The sequence below is a fragment of the Rufibacter ruber genome (assembly GCF_014138425.1).
GTDB lineage: Bacteria > Bacteroidota > Bacteroidia > Cytophagales > Hymenobacteraceae > Nibribacter > Nibribacter ruber_C.
Map to the genome: position 1 here is coordinate 341,547 of NZ_JACJIQ010000003.1, position 19,550 is coordinate 361,096.

Consider the following 19,550-nt stretch of genomic DNA (forward strand, 5'->3'; position numbering starts at 1 on the left):
GGCGCAAACGAGAGCTTGTGCTTCTGTTTTAGGGCTGTTTTTAGAAAAACAGCCCTAAAACAGAAGAGGCGGCAAGTTTCCTCGCCGCCTCTTCTGTTCTGTAATATAATGTTAGGTTAAAGGGGTTTCCTCTACCTGAAGGGCTATCACGCCGGGCAATTCCTTGCCTTCCATGTACTCCAGCAGCGCCCCGCCCCCGGTAGACACGTAAGACACGTCATGCGCATGCCCCATCTGGGTCACGGCTGCCGCAGAGTCTCCGCCTCCAATCAGGGAGTAAGCGCCGTGGTTTTTGGTGGCGTCTACTACGGCTTCGGCAATGGCTTTGGTGCCAACGGCAAAGTTAGGGAACTCAAATACGCCCATGGGGCCGTTCCACAGAATTGTTTTGGAGTTGCGCACCACCTCTGCAAACTGCTTACGTGTTTCTGGTCCTATGTCTAAGCCCATCCAATCATTAGGGATGGTGCCGCTCTCCACTACGTCTGAGTGGGCGTTGTTGTCAAAAGCATCGGCAATGACACTGTCTACGGGGAGGTAGATCTTAACGCCTTTCTCTTCGGCTTTTTTCAGCAAGTCAAGGGTGAGCTGCTGCTTGTCTTCCTCTAAAAGGGAGTTCCCAATGCTGCCGCCCTGCGCCTTGGCGAAGGTATAGCTCATGCCACCGCCAATAATCAGGTTGTCTACGCGGTCCAGCAACTGCTCAATCACCAGAATTTTATCAGAAATCTTGGCCCCACCCATAATAGCGGTGAAAGGACGGTCTACGTACGTGAGTACACGCTTGGCATTATCCAGCTCAGCCTGCATGACGTAACCGCACACTTTGTCATGCGGGAAGTAGTCAGCCACAATGGCGGTAGAGGCGTGGGCGCGGTGCGCCGTCCCGAAGGCATCATTCACATACACATCCCCCAACAGGCTCAGCTTCTCAGCAAAGTTCTGGTTGCCTTGCTCTTCCTCCTTATGAAAACGCAGGTTTTCCAGGAGCAGCACTTCGCCGGGTTTCAGGTTGCTGGCCAGCTCTACCGCCTCTGCGCCTACGCAGTCTGGGGAGAACTGCACCGGTACCTGAAAAGCAGCCTCTAACGGTTTAATCAGGTGCTTGAGCGAATATTTTTCCTCTGGCCCGCCCTTGGGCCTGCCCAGGTGTGACATCAGAACCACAGCGCCGCCATCCCCCAAGATCTTCTTAATGGTGGGCACGGCAGCCCGGATGCGGGTATCATCAGTGATTTCAAAATCATTGTTTAATGGCACGTTAAAATCTACGCGCACCAGGGCCCGCTTGCCCTGGAAATCATATTGGTCAACTGTTATCATAGTCGGTACGTTTGGTTCTTGGTACGGAAATCCCCTAAAACAGGTGCAGGCAAATATAGCAATTCTCCTGAGTTCTCCCTCTGAATAAGAGGGAGAGAAAGCGGGAGGGCGTTTTTAAGCTGTTTTTGTGAAAAGGAGCCAAAAACAGGAAGTTGAAGAAAAAAGGAAAGCGGGCGGTGGGAGCGTTGGGGTAAAATGCCAGGTGCCACGGCCTGGCACCTTCTGCTACTAATTACCTAGGTGTTTAAAAGTAGAGCCACCAGCTCTGTCAATGCGCTACTGCCGGTTGTTGGGCCGTGCCATCAATGGTAATTAGGCCTTAGATAAACCTGCCCAGCGGGGGTAGGGGAGTTTTGGCTTTTCAGGATGATTCTTTCTGCCTATTATTCTTCTGGGGAGCTCCTGTTCTTTCTCATTTTAATCAGATTTTAATCTTGTTTTAATTCGGTGTTAATGCCGTTGCGGCACCTTTGTGCACAAATTAGCGCAATTGGGTGCAGTGCATGCATTATTCACTGTGCTATATATAAGAGGAACAGAATAGAACTATGGAAGAAAAAGGAATGTTTGCCACCGTTGGGAAAGACTTGTCAGCGGGGCTAGTGGTGTTCTTGGTAGCCTTGCCCCTGTGTCTGGGGATATCACTGGCTTCTGGGGCACCCTTGTTTTCGGGTCTGATTGCCGGCATGATTGGCGGTCTGGTGGTTTCCTGGGCTAGTGGCTCCCAGTTAAGCGTTAGTGGTCCCGCCGCCGGCCTTACCGTGATTGTGTTGAACGGCATCCAAACTCTGGGACAGTTTGAGACGTTCCTGCTGGCCGTTTTCCTGGCAGGGGTGTTTCAGGTGATCCTGGGTTTTTTGAAAGCCGGTATCATTGGCTTGTACTTCCCCTCTTCGGTGATTAAAGGCATGCTGGCGGCAATTGGCCTGATTCTGATTCTAAAGCAGATCCCGCACTTTTTAGGCGGCGATGAAGATTTTCTGGGTGACCTGGACTTTAACCAGGCCGACGGGCGGAACACGTTCACTGAGATTGGGTACGCTTTTTCTCGGCTTCAGATTGGCTCCTTGATTGTAGGGGTGGTGTCTCTGGCTATTCTGTTGTTATGGGAAAAACCGTTCCTGCAAAAGATTAAGATATTCAAGCTGGTGCCAGGGGCATTGGTGGCGGTTCTGGTGTCTATAGCATTGAACCTGTTGTTCAGCAATTCCTTCCCGGCCTTGACCATTGCTGATACCCATTTGGTGCAGCTGCCTGATATTTCAGGGCCTGCTTCGCTTTTGGCAGAGTTGAGCTTCCCTAACTGGTCTGCCTTGACCAACCCGGCGGTTTATACCTTGGCGGCTACCCTGGCCATTGTGGCCAGCCTTGAAAGCTTGTTAAGTGTAGAAGCGGTAGATAAGCTGGACCCACACAAGCGCCGTACGCCTAACAACCGGGAGCTCAAGGCTCAGGGGATAGGTAACATGTTGAGTGGTTTGATTGGCGGTCTGCCGTTGACAGCGGTTATTGTACGTAGTTCAGCCAACGTGAACGCGGGCGGGGAAACCAGACTTTCCAGTTTCTTCCACGGGGTGTTCCTGTTGCTGAGTATCCTGTTCCTTACCTCGTTTCTGCGGTATGTGCCTCTGGCTTCATTGGCAGCGGTACTGTTGGTGGTAGGTTTCAAACTGACCAAACCTGCCCTGTACAAATCACAGTGGAAGCTGGGCATGAACCAGTTCCTGCCCTTCATCATCACCATTCTGGCCATTCTGTTCACTGACCTGCTGAAAGGAATTTCGATTGGTCTGGTGGTAGGTGTCTTCTATATCTTGAAAGCCAACTACAAATCGCCTTACTTCTTTAGCCGGGAGAAACACCAGGGCCTGGATAAGATCCACATCAAGCTGAGTGAGAACGTGACGTTCCTCAACAAAGCCAGCGTGGCTTTAACCCTGGATCATCTGCCTGAGAAGAGCGAGGTGATCATTGACGGCTCCCAGTCTACTTACATTGACTATGATGTGCTGGAGGCTATAGAGAATTTCAAAACCGTTGCTGAGGAAAAAGATATCAGGCTCACCTTGAAAGATATCCCCTCAGTGACCACAGTAAACATGCATTAACAGTTAAAACAGATAAATTATGGGAACCATCAATAATAGTGCGCCACTAGATTCTGGCATGGAGCGTATTTTTAACGGAAACCGCCAATGGGTGGAGAGAAAACGGGAAGAGGACCCCGAGTTCTTTGAGCGCCGTGCTAAAGGCCAGTCACCAAAATACCTGTACATTGGTTGCTCAGACAGCCGTGTACCCGCCAATGAAATCTCAGGCACTGAACCCGGTGAGATGTTTGTGCACCGCAACATTGCCAACATGGTGGTGCATACAGATGTAAACCTGCTGTCAGTTTTGCAGTATGCCGTAGAAGTGCTGAAAGTAAAACACGTGATTGTGGTGGGGCACTATGGTTGCGGTGGCGTGGCGGCAGCCATGAGTGACAAGCAGTTTGGCTTGATAGACAACTGGCTCACCAACATCAAAGATGTGATCAGAATTCATGAAGAAGAACTCCATGCCATTGAGGATGAAGAGCAGCGCTTGAGAAGACTGGTAGAGCTGAACGTGGTGGAGCAGGTGATCAATCTATCTAAAACCTCTATCATCCAGAACGCCATGAAAGACCCTGAGCCGCCGCAACTGCACGGGTTGGTCTATGACCTGAGGGAAGGGATTCTCCGGGACTTACATGTACAGACCAAGTTGATCAAGCGGTACGAGCATATCTACGGAATGCAATAAGTTTTTATTCATAGAAAAGGGTAATTAAAAAGCCCCACCAAATTTTGGTGGGGCTTTTTCTGTGCAAACGGTTCAATTACCAGCCTGCGTTGTTTGAGCCGGAGCCGTAGTTGTAAGGAGGGCCGCTGTTGTAAGAGCGGTTGCCGCCTCTGTCATCATCGTCACCGGCAATGCTGTTCCAGGCATCTCTGATGCCATGGCCAATGCGCTCAAAGAACCCGCCCTCATTTTCGTCATGGTCATTGTGGCGGTTACCCTGGTTTCTGTACCGGTCTTGGTCATAGTGGCTGCCTACCCCAGACTGGCGGCTGTTGCCGTTGCTCGGATGGCTGTAGTCATCTGAATACCGGTTTTCCATGGCGTTGCCGTGGCTGAAACGGGCGTGATCCTGATCATTGTCACGGTCATTCATCCAGCTGCCGCGGTTGCTGCTCTGGTTGTTGGTGCCGTACATGTTGGTTGTTCCTCTTGAGTGGTCGTTGTCACGGTCCCAGGAGTTAGACATGCCGCGGCTGTTGTTGCTCATTCCAGATTGAGAACCGCTTCTGGAAGACTGCCCGTAAGAAGAGCCGGAATCATTCCCATAAGCCCCGTATCCGGAGTTTTTTCCGTAGGCACCGTAAGAGGAATCATTGTTGTGGCCAAAAGACCCGCTGTAGCTTTGGTTGCCCTGCTCTCTGCGGGAATTCCCAGAGCTGTAGTCCTGGTCATGAGCGCCGTAGCCCGAGTTGGAGCCACGGTAGTCATTAGAACCGCCGTAGTTGCTGTAGGCATTGCCTCTGTCCAGGGCTCCGCCAGACTGGTGCCCGGACGAAGAACCGCTGTAGCCGGTGCGGGCTCCGCCGTACGTACCTATATTAGAAGAACGGGTTGAACCGCCGCCAGAGTTGGAGGCGCCGTACTGCCCGTAGTTGGAAGAACCTTGGTTGGAAGAGCCGCGCTCATAGCTGGAAGGCCCGCCGTAGTTGCCTGATCTGCTCATGCTATAATCCTGGGTGTCATTGTCCCTGTCTTTGTTAAAAGAAGAGCCGGAGTTAGACGGTCCAGACTGGCCATAGTTGCCGGAGCCGTAGTTTGAACCCCCGCGGCTGCTGTTGCCAGATGCGTAGGAGCCGTAACCGCCCTGGTTCATGCTGTTTTGGCTGGAACCGTAGCTGTTAGATGACTGGTCATTGTTCTGCATGGAGTGACCGCTCCAGCCGCTTGGGCTGCCTTGGTTACCGCTGTAGATGGAGCCGTGGCTGCTGTAGTGGCTTTCGCCCCTGTCACCAGAGTTGCCCATATTTTGGCTTCCGCCGTATGATTTATAGTCTTGGTTACCGTAGCCTGTGGTGCGGTTGCCCATACTTCCCCATTCGCTGCGGCGGGTATTTTCATTACCTGACCGGTACGAATTAAAGGTGTCGTAACCGGAATGCTCACGATTTTTCATAGTAGTATGTTTTGTTTTAAGGTGAATGATGGTTTCTTCAAATGCCTTACAGGGCACCGGTTACATGTATACGGGGGCATTTGGCAGGGGTTAAGGGTTGCTACTAGAAATGTTCTAAATTATTGCCAACTTGATAATTGTTAGCAGTAAGGTAAACGATTGATAAAGAAATGTTAATGTATACCGATTTCCCCTTGAAAATCTTTTATTGTATAGTTAAAGTTATATATAGAAAGCCAATGCGGTAAATTGGTGTAAGCGCGCCAGAATGCGTATCTTTGAAGTCCGTTTTTGACCTGTTTTTACCAAAGTAGCCTTGAAACTCTGCATCGCCGAAAAACCCAGTGTAGCCCGTGAGATTGCCCATGTGATTGGTGCCAAAACCAAAATGAACGGCTATTTTGAAGGCAATGGCTATCAGGTCACCTGGACCTTTGGCCACTTCTGCCAGCTCTGCGAACCAGATGATTACAACCCCCACTGGAAGCGCTGGCACCTGCCAGACCTGCCGCTGGTGCCAGAGCGCTTTGACATTAAGCTTATCAACAACAAAGGGGTGGAGCAGCAGTTCAAGGTGATCCAGCAGCTGCTGGACTCAGCCGAGGAGGTGATCAACTGCGGTGACGCCGGGCAGGAGGGCGAGGTGATCCAGCGGTGGGTCTTGCACCAGGCCCGCTACCGTAAACCCTTCAAACGCCTCTGGATTTCCTCCCTCACCGAAGAGGCCATCAGACAGGGCTTTAGCCAGCTGCGTGACGGCAAAGAGTTTGACCAGCTGTACCAGGCCGGCAAGAGCCGCGCCATTGGTGATTGGCTGCTGGGTATCAACGCCACCCGCCTCTTTACCATGAAATATGCGCAGGGGCGGCAGCTGCTTTCTTTGGGGCGGGTGCAAACCCCTACGCTGGCCATGATTGTGAACCGGCACCTGGAGATTCTCAACTTCAAGTCAGAGCCGTTCTGGGAGCTCAAGACCCTTTACCGTGACGTTACCTTCAGCAGCACCTCCGGCCGATTTAAAGACGAGGCGAAGGCGCTGGAGATTCTGGAGCAGATCAGGCCTTCTGACTTTGAGATAAAAGAGGTAGAAACCAAAAAAGGCATTGAAAGCAACCCCAGGCTTTTTGACCTGACCTCTCTGCAGGTGGAGTGCAACAACAAGTTTGGCCTTTCAGCAGATGAAACACTTAAAACGGTGCAGAGTCTCTATGAGAAGAAAGTTGTCAGCTACCCCAGAGTTGACACTACCTTTCTGCCAGATGATATTTACCCCAAAATCCCCAGCATTCTGAGCGGCCTGCACCATTACCAGCACTTGACCGGTGAATTGCTGGGAAAGAAGATTAGAAAGTCTGCCAAGGTGTTCAACAATAACAAAGTCACCGACCACCACGCCATCATTCCCACGGGATCAGACGCGCGGGGGCTGTACGGCACAGAGGCCAAGGTGTTTGACATTGTGGCCAAACGCTTCATTGCCGCCTTTTACCCAGACTGTATTGTGAGCAACACGGTGGTAAACGGGGAGGCGGCCAACCATGCCTTCCGGGCCAAAGGGAAACAGATTCTGGAGCCGGGCTGGCGTGTGGTGTATGCCCAGGAAGAAACCCAGAACCCAGCCCCCGCCAATAAACCCGCCCCCAAATCAGCTGCTGGCGAAGGCGGGGAGGAGAAAGAGGAGGAGCTGGCGGTGCTGCCGCATTTTGAGGCAGGGGAGCGGGGGCCGCATGAGCCTTTGCTGGAGCGCAAGTCTACCAGCCCGCCTAAAGACTACACAGAGGCTACGCTGCTGCGCGCCATGGAAACCGCCGGCAAACAGGTAGAGGATGACGAGCTGAAGGAAGCACTAAAGGAAAACGGCATTGGAAGGCCTTCTACCCGGGCGGCCATCATTGAAACCCTGTTCAAGCGCAATTACATCCGGAAGGAGAAGAAGAAAATCCTGCCCACCCAGATGGGCATTGACCTGATTCAGGTCATCAAGAACCCCACCCTCAAGTCTGCAGAAATGACGGGGCAGTGGGAGAAAAAGCTACGGCAGATAGAGGGCGGGGAGTTTGCCCCAGATGCGTTCTTGAATGAATTGCAGCAGCTGGTCTGGGAAATGGTGCAGGAGGTGAAGCAGGACAACCACACGGTGACCATTCAGCCCGCTGAGCAACCTCCTTCCGCCCAGGAGAAAGAGGCGGCCAAAAAAGCGTCAAAATCCAAAAAGGAGGCCAAAAACGCACCTTCGGCCACTGCCGGTTTAGGCACCTGCCCCGCCTGCGGCACCGGATCGGTTTTAAAAGGAAGCCAGGCCTACGGCTGCGCCCGCTTCAGGGAGGGCTGCCAGTTCAGACTGCCCATGGAGTTCCAGGGCAAGCCTCTCACAGAGAAACACGTGCAGGCGCTGCTTAAAAAAGGGAAAAGCGCCGTAGTGAAAGGGTTTGTGTCTGCAGAGTCAGGCGAAAAGTTTGATGCTATGTTTGCTTTGTCGGCTACCCATGAACTGCAGTTGGAGCGGGCAGAGGCCAGGGAGAAGAAGCCTGTGGTTATTATTTGCCCCAAGTGCAGCCAGGGCCAGATGCTTAAAGGCAAGACCGCTTATGGTTGCAGCCGTTTCAGGGAAGGGTGCCAGTTTCTGGTTCCGTTTGAAGTGCACGGCAAAACCATTCCAGAAGCCCAGCTGAAGGCGCTGATGCTGAAAGGGAAAACGGCCAAGATGAAAGGCTTCACCTCGCCTAAGACAGGTAATCAGTTTGAAGCCGCCCTTAAGCTGAACGAAGAGTACAAGGTGGTGTACCTCTTTGACTAGCGCAGTGTTTGCCTGTTATCTAAAAGCTGTTCTGTGTTTGATGTCAGGTTATGGCGAAGGCGTACGCTGGTACCTTTCAGGAGACGTAACTTCTGTTTTTGGGCTGTTTTTCTAAAAGCAGCCCAAAAACAGAAGTTACGTGCTCTCGCTTGCGCCATGCCAAAGTCAGCCCTGATGGAGAACGATAGAAAAAACTCCCACCAGCATTGTTATATAAAGGAGAAAAGTAGTTGCAACTGAGGTAACAAACCATAGATAGGTTTTGTAGATTCTGGAGACTCTACATATTTATGTCACAAACTTGGAAACCCGCGCCAGTGGCTTTATAATTGTCGCCTGCTGTAGACTTCGCCTTGGCATTTTGAGGTTCATTCTGTCTAAGAGCAACAGAAACAGGATGCTACCACTGGCGCGAATCTGAAGAGGCGTGCCAAGGGGTGAGGCGAGTCTCCTGAGTTGCCGGGAGTACAGGTCCTACCTCCATTGGAGGTTTGCAAGTGTTCCCTCAGCATAGGGCTTTCCTGTTTTCGGGCTGTTTTTCCAAAAACAGGCCGAAAACAGACGGGGAATCCAGAGTAAGCGTAAACAGAAGTGGCGGCTGCTTTTAAACCAGTCTTTGGCTCACCTGGTTTCAGCAATAGCCAACCGCTTGGGATGTAACGGTAAACTTAACACCACACTAAAGGAAAACATGCAGCCCCTGGGAAAATATCTGGTAGTCATTGGCGGTGCCCTGGTGGCCGTAGGCTTGGTGCTATGGTTGCTGGGCCCCTGCGTAGACTGGTTTGGCCGTTTGCCGGGAGACATGAGGGTGGAGAAGCCCGGTTTCAGGGTGTATGCCCCTTTCACCACCATGCTGCTGCTGAGTGTGCTGCTCAGTTTGGTGATTTGGCTGATAAGGCGTTTCTTTGGCTAGAAACCCATGAGAAAAATTCTTTTCCACAAAGACCTCATCGCCCTGTACAGTGTGGTGCTCCCGCTGCTGGTGCTGTGGCTTTTCTTTTCCTGATATGTTCTTCGTGCTCTCAAAGACCCTGCAGTACCTGGTGATGCCGCTGCTCTGGATTGTTGCCTTGCTCGTTTTCGGGCTGATTTCTAAAAAACAGGCCAGAAACAGAAAAGTACTTTGGCTGGCGGTGGCGGCTCTGCTCTTTTTTACCAATCCGTTCCTGATCAATGAAGTGTGGCTGGCGTGGGAGCCCGAGCCGGTGCTCATGCAGGAGGTGCCGCACTATGACGCGGCCGTGGTGTTGACCGGGGTGACCAGGGGCGATAAATCTCCCCATGACCGGACCCATTACGGAGAAGGTTCTGAACGGATCTTAGATGCCATTCAGCTCTACAAGATGGGCAAGGTGCGCAAGATCATCATCTCTGGTGGGTCTGGCTCTCTGCAGGAGGTGGTTAATACGGAGGCGCATGACCTCCAGCAGACCGCGCTGTATGCCGGGGTTCCCGCCCAGGATATCCTGCTGGAAGAACAAAGCCGCAACACCCGGGAGAACGCCCGCTTTACCAAAGAGCTGGTGCAGCAGCAGCCAGGGTTACAGCGGCTGTTGCTCCTTACCTCTGCGTTCCACATGCGGCGGGCAGCCGGTTGCTTTGCAAAAGCAGGGCTGGCTGTTGCTACTTTCCCGGTTGATTTTCAGACCCATGACCGCTCCTTTACCCCAGATGACCTGCTGGTTCCCAGTGCCGAGGCGCTTTATAAGTGGGAAAAAATTATTCATGAGTGGGTAGGGGTAATCACGTACAAGCTGCTGGGATACGCCTGAAATTCAGTTGTAATTTTGAAAGGGTTAGCCCCGGGAGGGGATGGTATTTTATGCAGGAATAAATTATAGAATTCTACCATCAAAAATCTGGGTTTCCGTATATATACGGATTATTGCTTTGGGGCATGCTGCCGTCTAAAACATTTGGGCCTTCACCTGGTTCTCATTAATGCGTATAGCAGGGAATTCTCTGGTTTCCCCCATCCAAAGTTTCACCGTCACGCCAAAGAAGGGCGTGGCTTAACACCTTATTTTGTTGGAAACAACTCATACTATCACATCAGAAGAGACGCTTGTGGCCCAGCTTCGTGCCCAGGACCAGCGGGCCCTCACGCTGCTATACCGGAACTATTCGGCGGCCTTGTACGGGGTGATTCTTCGCATTGTCAAACAGGAGGAGGTGGCAGAAGATGTGCTGCAGGAAACGTTTGTGAAAATCTGGACGGCCTTTCCGTCTTATGATGAGCAGAAGGGCAGATTGTTCACCTGGATGCTGAATATTGCCAGAAATTTGGCCATTGATAAAATCCGCTCCAAGCAGTACCGCGTAAGTTCTAAAACACAGCCTCTGGAGGGGACGGTTACGTGGGGCATGACCAGCCATGATGAGATAAAGCCAGATCACATTGGGGTGCAGGAAATGACAGAACAGTTAAACCCAGATCAAAAAGTTGTCATAGATTTGATGTACTTTAACGGCTACACCCAGAGTGAAGTGGCAGAAGAGCTGGACATACCCCTGGGAACTGTGAAGACCCGCGCCCGCATGGCGATAAAATTCTTGAGCAAATTAATCAAATAGAGTTGAATACGCAGGAATACATTGAGTCAGGAGTACTGGAGCTTTATGCCGCCGGCGGACTCACAGAGGCAGAGCAGGCTGATGTGGAGCGCATGGCCGCGCAGTATCCTGAGGTACGTGTGGCACTTGAAGAAGTTACACGTACCCTGGAGGCGTATGCACTCACCCACGCCCAACCACCAAGACCAGAGCTGGAAGATAAAATCTTAGGGCATCTGCAGCGCCTTGCCCCCCTGGCTGAACCACCATTGGCAGAAGAGGCCGGTAAGGTTGTACCGCTTACTGATTACTCCCCAAACAAAAGCCCCAATTGGCTGAAAGTGGCTGCCGCGGTCCTGCTGCTTATAAGTGCGGCTACCAACGTCTTCCTCTATAAGAACCTGAGCGAAGCCAGGCAGGAACTGGCGGTGTCACAGCAGGCTACGCGCCAATACGCCCTGCAGGTGAACCAGGTGGAGCAGCGGGCATTCAAGTCAGAGAATCTGCTGGCGCTTGTGCGTGACCCGCAAACGGTTTCTGTTTCCTTAAAAGGAGTGGAGCAGCACCCCGCGGCCCAGGCTTCTGTTTTCTGGAACAAAGAAACCAAAGAGGTGTACTTTGACCCCAGCAAACTCCCCGCGGCCCCGGCCGGAAAACAATACCAGTTATGGGCGCTGGCCAACGGCAAGCCGGTTGATGCGGGAGTGGTGGTGCAGACAGACAGTCTGCTGCAGCGCATGAAATCCATACAGGAGGCGCAAGCCTTTGCCGTGACCCTTGAACCGGCGGGCGGAAGTGTGAATCCTACCTTGGAGGCCATGTACGTGATGGGGAACATTTGACGCTGAGCGGGCTATAACTTTCAAATGGGTACTTTCTGTTTCGGGGCTGTTTTTTCTAAAACAGCCCCGAAACGTTTATAGAGAGCGGTACCGTTCATCCTGAGTTCCACCGGCATTTTTTTCGTAAGAAAATAATAAGAAAATAAGAGGTGCATAGTATATCCTGTTTTACCTCCGTATAAAGAACCCATGGAAAAAACGTATTACAACCCAGATGATTTAGCCAAGTTTGGCGCAATTGCCGACTACCAGCCATTGCTGGCTTCCAAGTTTTTTGACTACTACGGGGAGGTTTTCAAAGAAGGGGCACTGACAGAGCGCGAGAAGGCGTTGATCGCCTTGGCCGTTGCCCATGCCGTGCAATGCCCGTATTGCATTGACGCCTATACCACCGGCTCCCTGGAAAAAGGTGCCGATGAGGCACAAATGATGGAGGCAATTCACGTAGCGGCGGCCATAAAAGGAGGCGCGGCGCTGGTGCACGGGGTACAGATGATGAACAAGGTGAAAGAGGTGATGATGTAACGCCGTGAGGTGGGCATAGAGCCGCCGCTTTACTGGTGGCTAACGTTGCTTTTCTGGCAGCACCCCCTTCTGTTAAAGTACCTTCTCTGCCCCAACTTTACGTATCCACTGCCATGAAATCTCTAGCCGCCAGACATGACCAGTTAGCAGACACCTCTTTCCAGTTAGAAGTGCTGTCACAGGGGCTGCCAACGGGCAGAACATTTCCTGCGTTTGGTCAGCGCCTGCTGGAAAACGGATTGTACCCGTTAAAACCCTCCCAGCTCACGGTGTTACAGGTAAACGTGGGAAAAATGTGCAACCAGGTGTGCAAGCACTGCCATGTTGATGCCGGGCCAGACCGAAAAGAGATTATGACCCGTGAAACCATGCAGCAGTGCCTGGACGCTTTGGTGCACTCAGACATTACCACGGTTGACCTCACGGGCGGGGCGCCAGAAATGAACCCCCATTTCAGATGGTTTGTGCAGGAGCTCTCCCAGCTGGGGAAACAGGTGATGGTGCGCTGCAACCTGACCATTATCCTGGCCAACCCCAGGTACCATGACCTGCCTCAGTTCTTTCAGCAGCACAGGGTGCACGTGGTGTCTTCTCTGCCCTATTTCACCTCCAGCCGCACTGACGCCCAACGGGGCGATGGGGTATTTGAAAAATCTATCAAAGCGTTGCAGATGCTGAATGGCGCAGGGTACGGGGTGGAAGGCACCGGTCTGGTGTTAGATTTGGTGTACAACCCGGCGGGGGCTTTTTTACCGGGAAGCCAGAAGTCACTGGAGGCGGAATTCAAACAGCGGCTGAACCACCTCTATGGCATTACCTTCAACAGCCTCTTTGCCATAACCAACCTGCCCATCAGCCGTTTTCTGGAGTATTTGATTTCCAGCGGGAATTATGAAGGGTACATGGAGAAACTGGTCACGGCCTTTAACCCCGCGGCGGCGGCCAACGTAATGTGCCGTAACACCCTTTCCGTTGGTTGGGACGGTCAGCTGTATGACTGTGATTTCAACCAGATGTTAGAGTTACCGGTCCAGGCCAACGCTCCCCGCCATATCAAAGATTTCAGGCAAGACCTTTTGGCAGCCAGAGACATTGTGCTTAACCAACACTGCTATGGCTGTACTGCCGGGGCAGGCTCCAGCTGTGGCGGCGAAGTGGTGTGAAATAGAAGAATCTTCCATCCTGTAAAAAGGTTGACCACGCTTGAGAGAATGACAAATAGATTACTCCTGGTCTTTGTAAGAACCCCCAAATTGGGGAAAGTGAAAACCCGGCTGGCCCGCACCGTGGGAGACGCCAAAGCCCTGCAAGTGTATGAGGCGCTACTGCAGCACACGCACGCTGTGGCGGCCCGTGTGGCCGCTGAGAAATGGGTGTGCTACGCAGATGAAGTGCCGGAGCATGATGCCTGGTCAGACAGGGGGTTTGTGAGGCAACAGCAGCCCCCCGGTGATTTAGGGACCAGAATGCTCAGCTTATTCGCCCTGGGGCTTCTGGAGGGATATTCCTCCATTTTAGTCATTGGCAGTGACTGCCCCGGTCTCTCCTCAGAAATACTGGAAGAGGCTTTTCAGAAACTGGAGCAACCCAGCTGCGACCTGGTGATGGGGCCTGCCCAGGACGGCGGGTACTATCTGCTGGGTTTGAAATGCCTGCACCCGGAGCTTTTCCTGGAGAAACCCTGGAGCACCTCTGAGGTACAGGCCGCCACCCTGGCCACCGCCTTGGAGCTGCAACTGAACGTGGCGTTGCTCCCCACCCTTTCTGATATTGATGTGGAGGAAGACCTGACGCAATGGCCTTCGCTCTTGCCCACTGCCCCTCAAGGGTAAACGAAACAACTGGAGCCAAGGCGGCAGAGCCCATCTGGGGCAACACTCAACTACATTTGCAAAAGGCAGAACTTCCTGCCACCTTGGGCTGTTGTTTTACAGCAGAGCATTTTGCTTCTCTTGATTGACATCCATGAAAAAGCACCTAGATCCCACCACCCTTGATTTTATCAGAGACCTCCGGCTGAACAACCAGCGCGAGTGGTTTGAGAAAAACCGGAGCCGCTATGAAGCCGCCCGTCAGGATTTTATTTCGTTCCTGGCAACCCTGTTAGAGGGGGCGGTTTCTTTTGAGCCTGCCCTGGAGGGCCAGCAGCCCAAAGACCTCCTCTTCAGGATTTACCGTGACGTGCGGTTTTCTAATGACAAACGTCCCTACAAAGACCATATCTGCGCCTATATGGCAGAGGGCGGAAGAAAAACCATCAACCCTGGTTTTTACCTGCACATTAGCCCAGAGAACCAGTCTTTCCTGGCAGGGGGCGTCTGGATGCCGCCAGCCCCAGAACTTAAAGCCATCAGGCAGGAGATTGACTACAACCTTAAGGAATTAGAAGGCCTGCTCCACAACCCCGCTTTTAAGAAGTATTTCAACGGGCTGCAGGGCGAAAAACTGAAAACAACCCCCAAAGGCTATGACAGTGACAACCCGGCCATTGAGTTGTTACGGCACAAAAGCTGGAACGCCTCCCACTTCTTTCCTGACAAGGTGGTGACCAGCGACCAGTTCTATGACGAATGCCTGGCGGCCATGGAAGCCCTGAAACCTATCAATGACTTCTTTCTGAGGCCCATGCAGGATCTGAAGGCAGAGGAGGTGTAGATTCTGTTTTCGGCCTGTTTTCCAGAAAACAGGCCGAAAACAGAAACAGGTTGCTACATGAAAGCTACGCCTGTGCTGCCCCTCTCTCCATTTTCTTCTGCCGTTTTAGAAGCTTGCGCTTGTGCAGAGGTAGCAAAGGGCCTGGGGTTTCTTCAGACAGAGACGTTTTTAAAAATTAACCAAACGCAAGTTTAGTCATTAACTAGTAAACAGAGATTTATGCTGAAGGAAGGCGAGAAAGCCCCAGACTTTGAGCTGCCAGATATGACCGGTAAAAAGGTGAGGCTCTATGAAATTCTGAAAGAAAAGAAGGTAGTGCTCTATTTTTACCCTAAAGATGATACCCGGGGCTGCACCAAAGAAGCCTGTACGTTCCGGGATATGTACGAAGACTTTACAGGGCAGGGGGCAGAAGTGGTGGGCATCAGCTCAGACTCCGCTGATTCACACACCAGGTTTGCCAGCAAGCACAGTCTTCCGTTTGTACTGCTGGCAGACACAGACAAACACGTGAGGAAACTATATAAAGTGCCCAGTACCTTCGGGTTGATACCCGGGAGGGTTACTTACGTGATAGACCAGCAGGGTACCGTTCAATATGCCTTCAACTCCATGATCAAACCGCTGGAGCACGTACAGAATGCTTTGGCGGCTTTGAAAAGAATATAAGAGCCATTTATTGTCTTTAGCTTATTATTTATGTTAAGCAATGACTGGTAAGCCGAAGAGATACATGGGAAAGCCTTGAAGTGCAAGGTAAACTCTCGCTTTTACGGGCGTAAAAAGCAGGGAAAGGCTCTGCGGCGGCAGTTCTTGAGCCGCGTAACAGCGCTAGGGCCAGAAACGTGTAAACGCCGGTACTTTTTTTGGCGTTTTGCAGCGCCATGGCAAATTTAAAATTGCCCTAAACCGTAAGTGCCGTTTTTGGCCTGTTTTCTGAAAAACAGGCCAAAAACGGCACTTACGGTTTAGGGTCAGTCAGTTCAAGGGTGCACGTACAATTTGCCACTTTTCATGACCAGCTTCACCTGTCTGAGGGCGCTAATGTGTTGGGTAGGGTCCCCCTGTACAGCCACCAGATCTGCCAGCAGACCCGTTTTGACGCTGCCAAGTTTGTTGTTCAGGTGAAAGAGCCGCGCATTTCCGGAGGTGGCGGCGCGCAGCACCTCTACGGCCGGAACCCCGTAGTGCACCAGCAGTTCCAGTTCACGGGCATTGTCACCGTGGGGGAACACGCCCACATCCCCGCCCACGCAGAGGGGGACTTTGGCCGCGAGGGCGGCTTTCAGGCTGCTCTTCTTTTGGGTGATACGGGCTGGTTCCGGATCAAAGCCTTTGCGCCAGCCATTGTACTGCAAGAGGGCATCACCGGCAGCCACGGTGGGGCAGAGGGCAATCCCTTTCTTCGCCATGAGTTGGAAGACCTCAGGCGTACCGCCGTCACCATGCTCTATGGTTTCTACGCCGGCCTCTGCGGCACGGCGCATGCCTTCTGGAGTGCTGGCGTGGGCCACAACGGGTCTTCCGCTGCTGCGGGCCACACTCACCACCAGTTTCAGTTCCTCCAGGGTGAACGTGGGCATTGCCTCGCCGTTTGGTCCCCACCTGTAGTCTGCGTAGACTTTGATGAGGTCTGCCCCTTTGCCTATCTGGTCGCGCACCACCCGCGTGAGGTGGTCAATCCCATCGGCGGCCTCAGCCCCCTGGGGTACTTCAAATGCCGGCGAAAATCCTTTGGGCCCGTAGCTGCCGGTGGCAATGATGGCTTTACCGGCCACCAGCATTCTGGGCCCGGGAATGATGCCTTGGTCAATGGCCTGCTTCAGCCCTACATCGGCGTAGCCGGCCCCCTCTGAGCCCAAATCCCTGACGGTGGTGAAGCCTGCAAGCAAGGTGTGCCGGGCATGGTTGGTGGCCCGGGCCACCCGTAGCGCCTCAGGTTCTTTCAGCACCTGATCGTTCCACGAGGTTTCATTGTAGGGGTGCAGCAACAGGTGGGAGTGGCCCTCTATCAGGCCCGGCAGCAGCGTTTGCCCCGGCAAGTCAAAGGTGATGGCACCGGTGGGGAGGGTTACAGAAGACACAGGTCCTGCCGCTGTTATACGTTCCCCCTGCACCACTACCACCCAATCTTTATGTAGTTCCCGCCCGTCAAAGACCAGGCTCGGTTTCAATACATACACAGAATCTGTTTTGGGGCTGTTTTGGGAAAAACAGCCCCAAAACGGAAAGAAAATGGCCAGCAGCAGGAGGGGCAGTGTTTTGCGGAGCGGCATTGGGTTCAGACTCATAGCGTTAATAGACATACCATTCCCCTTTTGAAATGAGTTGTACTTGCCCGCCCACGTTGATATCATACTGATCTGGTGCACTGCGTTTCCCTTTCAGTTTGATGGTAGCATTGCGGTTCATCTCCACGCCCTGTTCCACCAGAAGCTCAAGCTCAGTTGCCGGGAAGAACTTGTGGTGGAGCAGGTAACTGAGCAGGCAGCCGTTGGCGCTCCCGGTGGCAGCGTCTTCTATGATCTGGTTGTTTTCATAGGCCAGCATGCGGGCGTTCAGTTGGGAGTGGGGGCTGTAGGTTTCAGGGCAGAAGAAATAAAGCGCCACAGTGAGTCCGTCTGGCCGCTGGGTTTTATATAGGCCGTGCTTTTGCAGAAACCGTAAAAGAGGCTCTGGTTGTACAGAAAGCTGCCGCATGTGTTTCAGCCGTTGTACAGGGAGGATCAGAAAAGGCAACCCCGTAGAAACCTCCTGAACGGGAAGGGTAGGGTGGAAGGCGTCTGTTGGCAGCCCAACCGCGGCGGCCAGCTCCTGTTTAGGAAATATGGGGCCGAAGGAAGGGTTGATTTGGCGCATGAACAGAAAATCTGGCCGCTGGCCCCGGTATTTGAACGAGACGGGTATTTGGCCCGCCTTGAGGTTTAAGGCCAGGGTAGGGGCGGCATTTCCCATAATAAACTGCTGAATGATGAAAGCGGTGCCCAACGTGGGGTGCCCGGCAAAAGGGACTTCGTATTCCACCGTAAAAAAGCGTACATCAAACCCGCCTTGCTGTGGCTGGTCACTGCTGATGAAGGCAGATTCTGCAAAGCCAATCTCCCGGGCAATCTGCTGCATTTGTTGGGTACTGAGGCCTTGGGCATTCCGGAAGACGGCTAACTGGTTTCCCCGGTATGGGGCATCAGCAAAGACATCTACTATGTAGAAAGGAAGTGAGTTCATGGCCTGAAGGTAAGAACTAACCCGTAGAGATGCGGCACCGGGGCCTATTCTCATTTGATAAAACGCTTGGGTTTGCTACGGGCGCTGTTTCCTGTTTTAGGGGTGTTTTCTCAAAAACAGCCTTAAAACAGGAAACAGCGGTAGGTTTGTTATCCAGTTTATTTACCTGCCTTCAAGAGTGGATTTCTTTGGGAGGTCAGGTGAAGGAACAACAGTGTGTTGAAGAAAAATATGTTTGTACCGCTCTTAAAAGAGGGAGAATACGAAAGTTGAAATTTTATATTCTCTTTTGATTATGGGAAATGAGTAATGGGATTTAATCAATAGAAATATCACTGTATTTTGCCTGAACAAACATAAATATACCATAGCCAATTAAGCCAACAGAAACCGCGGCTAAGATCCAACTGCCAAAGGGTGATGTTTGTAAAAAGGTAAATGCCCCTTTGGTGCCTTCGGCTTCTTTAGGGTTCTGATGCCACGCAGCACTTACAAATAGATACCCAATTATGCAGAAAACAATTCCTCTGGAGGCAAACCCTGCTCTTCCTGATTTTTCCAGGAAATGATAACTCTGAGGTGGTAAATTCTTTACCTCTTTCATGAATGATTTGGTAATTGCTTTCTTTAATTGGTAAAGGCCGTTGCCAATTGTTAACAACCCAATTGCTATTGCCAGCCATTTGCCAAAAGGTTTTTGAAGTAATTCAGTGATGACCATTTCCTCCCTGGATCCGTCTTTTTTATTATTTGCACTCCCTAAACCAATTTTAAATGCCACCACGGCCAATGATCCATAAATAAATCCGCTGAATGCGTATGCCGCCCTTTTACTAATTGCTTTGGTAGAGGCGCCTTTATCTTCTGTATCTAGAATTGCCTGGGTAAATCTCCAGAGGCTGTATCCAATTAATCCGGCTGCTAAAAGACCTAATAAAAAGCCTCCCCCAGGTAAGCGTTTCAGCTGAAGGAAGGCATCTGTGTTAGATGCTTTCTGGCCTCCTATTCCAATGGCAGCCATTGCCGTTAAGGCTCCCACCAAAATATACACTATTCCTTTGGCGGCATATCCTACTTTGGCATAACGTTCAACCCATTTCTTTTTCTGTGACGGCATAGTGGTGACAAACTTTTTTTTGTTCGTACTCCCTAGACGATACGCAAAGGAATTAAGTTGTCACGGGCTCCATAATCCTGTTCCAGATCATAAAGCCGGCATGAGCAGGAGGTGTTAGAGCGCCTATTTTTATTGTGCCTGGGATGGTTGATTCATTATTGTGGAAGAAATGAAAGGAAATTTATTTTAAATTAATGAAGCTGTTTAGAGTTTTTGATTTTGGTTGAATTTTCGGATAAACAAGGCTGTAAAGGCTAGCAGATGCAGGGCAAGCCAGTGCTGCGCCCTGGT

General features: G+C 51.8%; 17 protein-coding genes. 12 read left to right on the top strand and 5 right to left on the bottom strand.

The window, feature by feature from the left end; all coding sequences use genetic code 11:
* Positions 1–111: 111 nt before the first annotated feature.
* Positions 112–1,323 carry a phosphoglycerate kinase gene (locus FHS90_RS05620; protein ID WP_182512298.1) on the bottom strand — a complete coding sequence of 404 codons (1,212 nt, stop codon included), beginning with the start codon at positions 1,321–1,323 and terminating at the stop codon, positions 112–114.
* A 548-nt stretch (positions 1,324–1,871) separates the two neighbouring features.
* Between FHS90_RS05620 and FHS90_RS05625 the strand changes: the two genes are divergently transcribed.
* Both FHS90_RS05625 and FHS90_RS05630 read left to right on the top strand, forming a co-directional pair.
* Positions 1,872–3,431, top strand: coding sequence for a SulP family inorganic anion transporter (locus tag FHS90_RS05625; protein ID WP_066838617.1), 1,560 nt, complete (start codon positions 1,872–1,874; stop codon positions 3,429–3,431).
* Positions 3,432–3,450: 19 nt separating this feature from the next.
* On the top strand, positions 3,451–4,110 hold the full coding sequence (locus FHS90_RS05630) for a carbonic anhydrase (protein ID WP_241499100.1): 660 nt from the start codon (positions 3,451–3,453) through the stop codon (positions 4,108–4,110).
* A 76-nt stretch (positions 4,111–4,186) separates the two neighbouring features.
* On the opposite strand, the gene FHS90_RS05635 is transcribed toward FHS90_RS05630, so the two are convergent.
* Positions 4,187–5,542, bottom strand: coding sequence for a serine-rich family protein (locus FHS90_RS05635; protein ID WP_182512299.1), 1,356 nt, complete (start codon positions 5,540–5,542; stop codon positions 4,187–4,189).
* Between the two features lie 316 nt (positions 5,543–5,858).
* Here FHS90_RS05635 and FHS90_RS05640 point away from each other — a divergent pair, with 316 nt between their 5' ends.
* The 10 genes from FHS90_RS05640 to FHS90_RS05685 all read left to right on the top strand — a co-directional run bounded on the left by FHS90_RS05640 (position 5,859) and on the right by FHS90_RS05685 (position 15,586).
* Positions 5,859–8,339, top strand: a complete 2,481-nt coding sequence (locus FHS90_RS05640) for a type IA DNA topoisomerase (protein WP_182512300.1) — start codon at positions 5,859–5,861, stop codon at positions 8,337–8,339.
* Between the two features lie 691 nt (positions 8,340–9,030).
* Complete coding sequence (locus FHS90_RS05645; RefSeq protein ID WP_182512301.1) at positions 9,031–9,255, top strand: DUF2905 domain-containing protein; 225 nt, start codon at positions 9,031–9,033, stop codon at positions 9,253–9,255.
* Positions 9,256–9,349: 94 nt separating this feature from the next.
* A complete protein-coding gene (locus FHS90_RS05650) occupies positions 9,350–10,114 on the top strand; it encodes a YdcF family protein (protein WP_182512302.1) in 765 nt (254 codons plus the stop codon).
* Between the two features lie 295 nt (positions 10,115–10,409).
* Positions 10,410–10,916, top strand: a complete 507-nt coding sequence (locus tag FHS90_RS05655; protein ID WP_082893765.1) for an RNA polymerase sigma factor — start codon at positions 10,410–10,412, stop codon at positions 10,914–10,916.
* 2 nt (positions 10,917–10,918) lie between these two features.
* Positions 10,919–11,737, top strand: a complete 819-nt coding sequence (locus tag FHS90_RS05660) for an anti-sigma factor (protein ID WP_182512303.1) — start codon at positions 10,919–10,921, stop codon at positions 11,735–11,737.
* A 189-nt stretch (positions 11,738–11,926) separates the two neighbouring features.
* Positions 11,927–12,262, top strand: coding sequence for an arsenosugar biosynthesis-associated peroxidase-like protein (locus FHS90_RS05665; RefSeq protein ID WP_182512304.1), 336 nt, complete (start codon positions 11,927–11,929; stop codon positions 12,260–12,262).
* A 113-nt stretch (positions 12,263–12,375) separates the two neighbouring features.
* A complete protein-coding gene (gene arsS / locus FHS90_RS05670) occupies positions 12,376–13,425 on the top strand; it encodes an arsenosugar biosynthesis radical SAM (seleno)protein ArsS (protein ID WP_182512305.1) in 1,050 nt (349 codons plus the stop codon).
* Positions 13,426–13,473: 48 nt separating this feature from the next.
* Positions 13,474–14,094 (top strand): TIGR04282 family arsenosugar biosynthesis glycosyltransferase, encoded by a 621-nt coding sequence (locus tag FHS90_RS05675; RefSeq protein ID WP_182512306.1) that lies wholly within the window; start codon positions 13,474–13,476, stop codon positions 14,092–14,094.
* 133 nt (positions 14,095–14,227) lie between these two features.
* Entirely contained in the window at positions 14,228–14,917 is a 690-nt protein-coding gene (locus tag FHS90_RS05680) for a DUF2461 domain-containing protein (RefSeq protein WP_182512307.1), read from the top strand.
* A gap of 219 nt (positions 14,918–15,136) precedes the next feature.
* Complete coding sequence (locus tag FHS90_RS05685) at positions 15,137–15,586, top strand: peroxiredoxin (protein WP_182512308.1); 450 nt, start codon at positions 15,137–15,139, stop codon at positions 15,584–15,586.
* Positions 15,587–15,900: 314 nt separating this feature from the next.
* Here the strand turns inward: FHS90_RS05685 and FHS90_RS05690 are convergent, their stop codons facing one another.
* From FHS90_RS05690 to FHS90_RS05700, 3 genes are all read right to left on the bottom strand, one after another.
* On the bottom strand, positions 15,901–17,208 hold the full coding sequence (locus FHS90_RS05690; RefSeq protein WP_246386684.1) for a metal-dependent hydrolase family protein: 1,308 nt from the start codon (positions 17,206–17,208) through the stop codon (positions 15,901–15,903).
* Positions 17,209–17,212: 4 nt separating this feature from the next.
* Entirely contained in the window at positions 17,213–18,142 is a 930-nt protein-coding gene (locus FHS90_RS05695) for a PhzF family protein (RefSeq protein WP_182512309.1), read from the bottom strand.
* A 316-nt stretch (positions 18,143–18,458) separates the two neighbouring features.
* Complete coding sequence (locus tag FHS90_RS05700) at positions 18,459–19,259, bottom strand: DUF1206 domain-containing protein (protein ID WP_182512310.1); 801 nt, start codon at positions 19,257–19,259, stop codon at positions 18,459–18,461.
* Positions 19,260–19,550: the final 291 nt, after the last annotated feature.

What these genes read in the sequence shown, in the direction of transcription:
- FHS90_RS05700 (WP_182512310.1), bottom strand. Translation starts at nt 19,259, where the DNA reads ATGCCGTCACAGAAAAAGAAATGGGTTGAACGTTATGCCAAAGTAGGA.
- FHS90_RS05630 (WP_241499100.1), top strand. Translation starts at nt 3,451, where the DNA reads ATGGGAACCATCAATAATAGTGCGCCACTAGATTCTGGCATGGAGCGT.
- FHS90_RS05665 (WP_182512304.1), top strand. Translation starts at nt 11,927, where the DNA reads ATGGAAAAAACGTATTACAACCCAGATGATTTAGCCAAGTTTGGCGCA.
- FHS90_RS05680 (WP_182512307.1), top strand. Translation starts at nt 14,228, where the DNA reads ATGAAAAAGCACCTAGATCCCACCACCCTTGATTTTATCAGAGACCTC.
- FHS90_RS05675 (WP_182512306.1), top strand. Translation starts at nt 13,474, where the DNA reads ATGACAAATAGATTACTCCTGGTCTTTGTAAGAACCCCCAAATTGGGG.
- FHS90_RS05695 (WP_182512309.1), bottom strand. Translation starts at nt 18,142, where the DNA reads ATGAACTCACTTCCTTTCTACATAGTAGATGTCTTTGCTGATGCCCCA.
- FHS90_RS05685 (WP_182512308.1), top strand. Translation starts at nt 15,137, where the DNA reads ATGCTGAAGGAAGGCGAGAAAGCCCCAGACTTTGAGCTGCCAGATATG.
- FHS90_RS05635 (WP_182512299.1), bottom strand. Translation starts at nt 5,542, where the DNA reads ATGAAAAATCGTGAGCATTCCGGTTACGACACCTTTAATTCGTACCGG.
- FHS90_RS05645 (WP_182512301.1), top strand. Translation starts at nt 9,031, where the DNA reads ATGCAGCCCCTGGGAAAATATCTGGTAGTCATTGGCGGTGCCCTGGTG.
- FHS90_RS05625 (WP_066838617.1), top strand. Translation starts at nt 1,872, where the DNA reads ATGGAAGAAAAAGGAATGTTTGCCACCGTTGGGAAAGACTTGTCAGCG.
- arsS (WP_182512305.1), top strand. Translation starts at nt 12,376, where the DNA reads ATGAAATCTCTAGCCGCCAGACATGACCAGTTAGCAGACACCTCTTTC.
- FHS90_RS05690 (WP_246386684.1), bottom strand. Translation starts at nt 17,208, where the DNA reads ATGAGTCTGAACCCAATGCCGCTCCGCAAAACACTGCCCCTCCTGCTG.
- FHS90_RS05650 (WP_182512302.1), top strand. Translation starts at nt 9,350, where the DNA reads ATGTTCTTCGTGCTCTCAAAGACCCTGCAGTACCTGGTGATGCCGCTG.
- FHS90_RS05620 (WP_182512298.1), bottom strand. Translation starts at nt 1,323, where the DNA reads ATGATAACAGTTGACCAATATGATTTCCAGGGCAAGCGGGCCCTGGTG.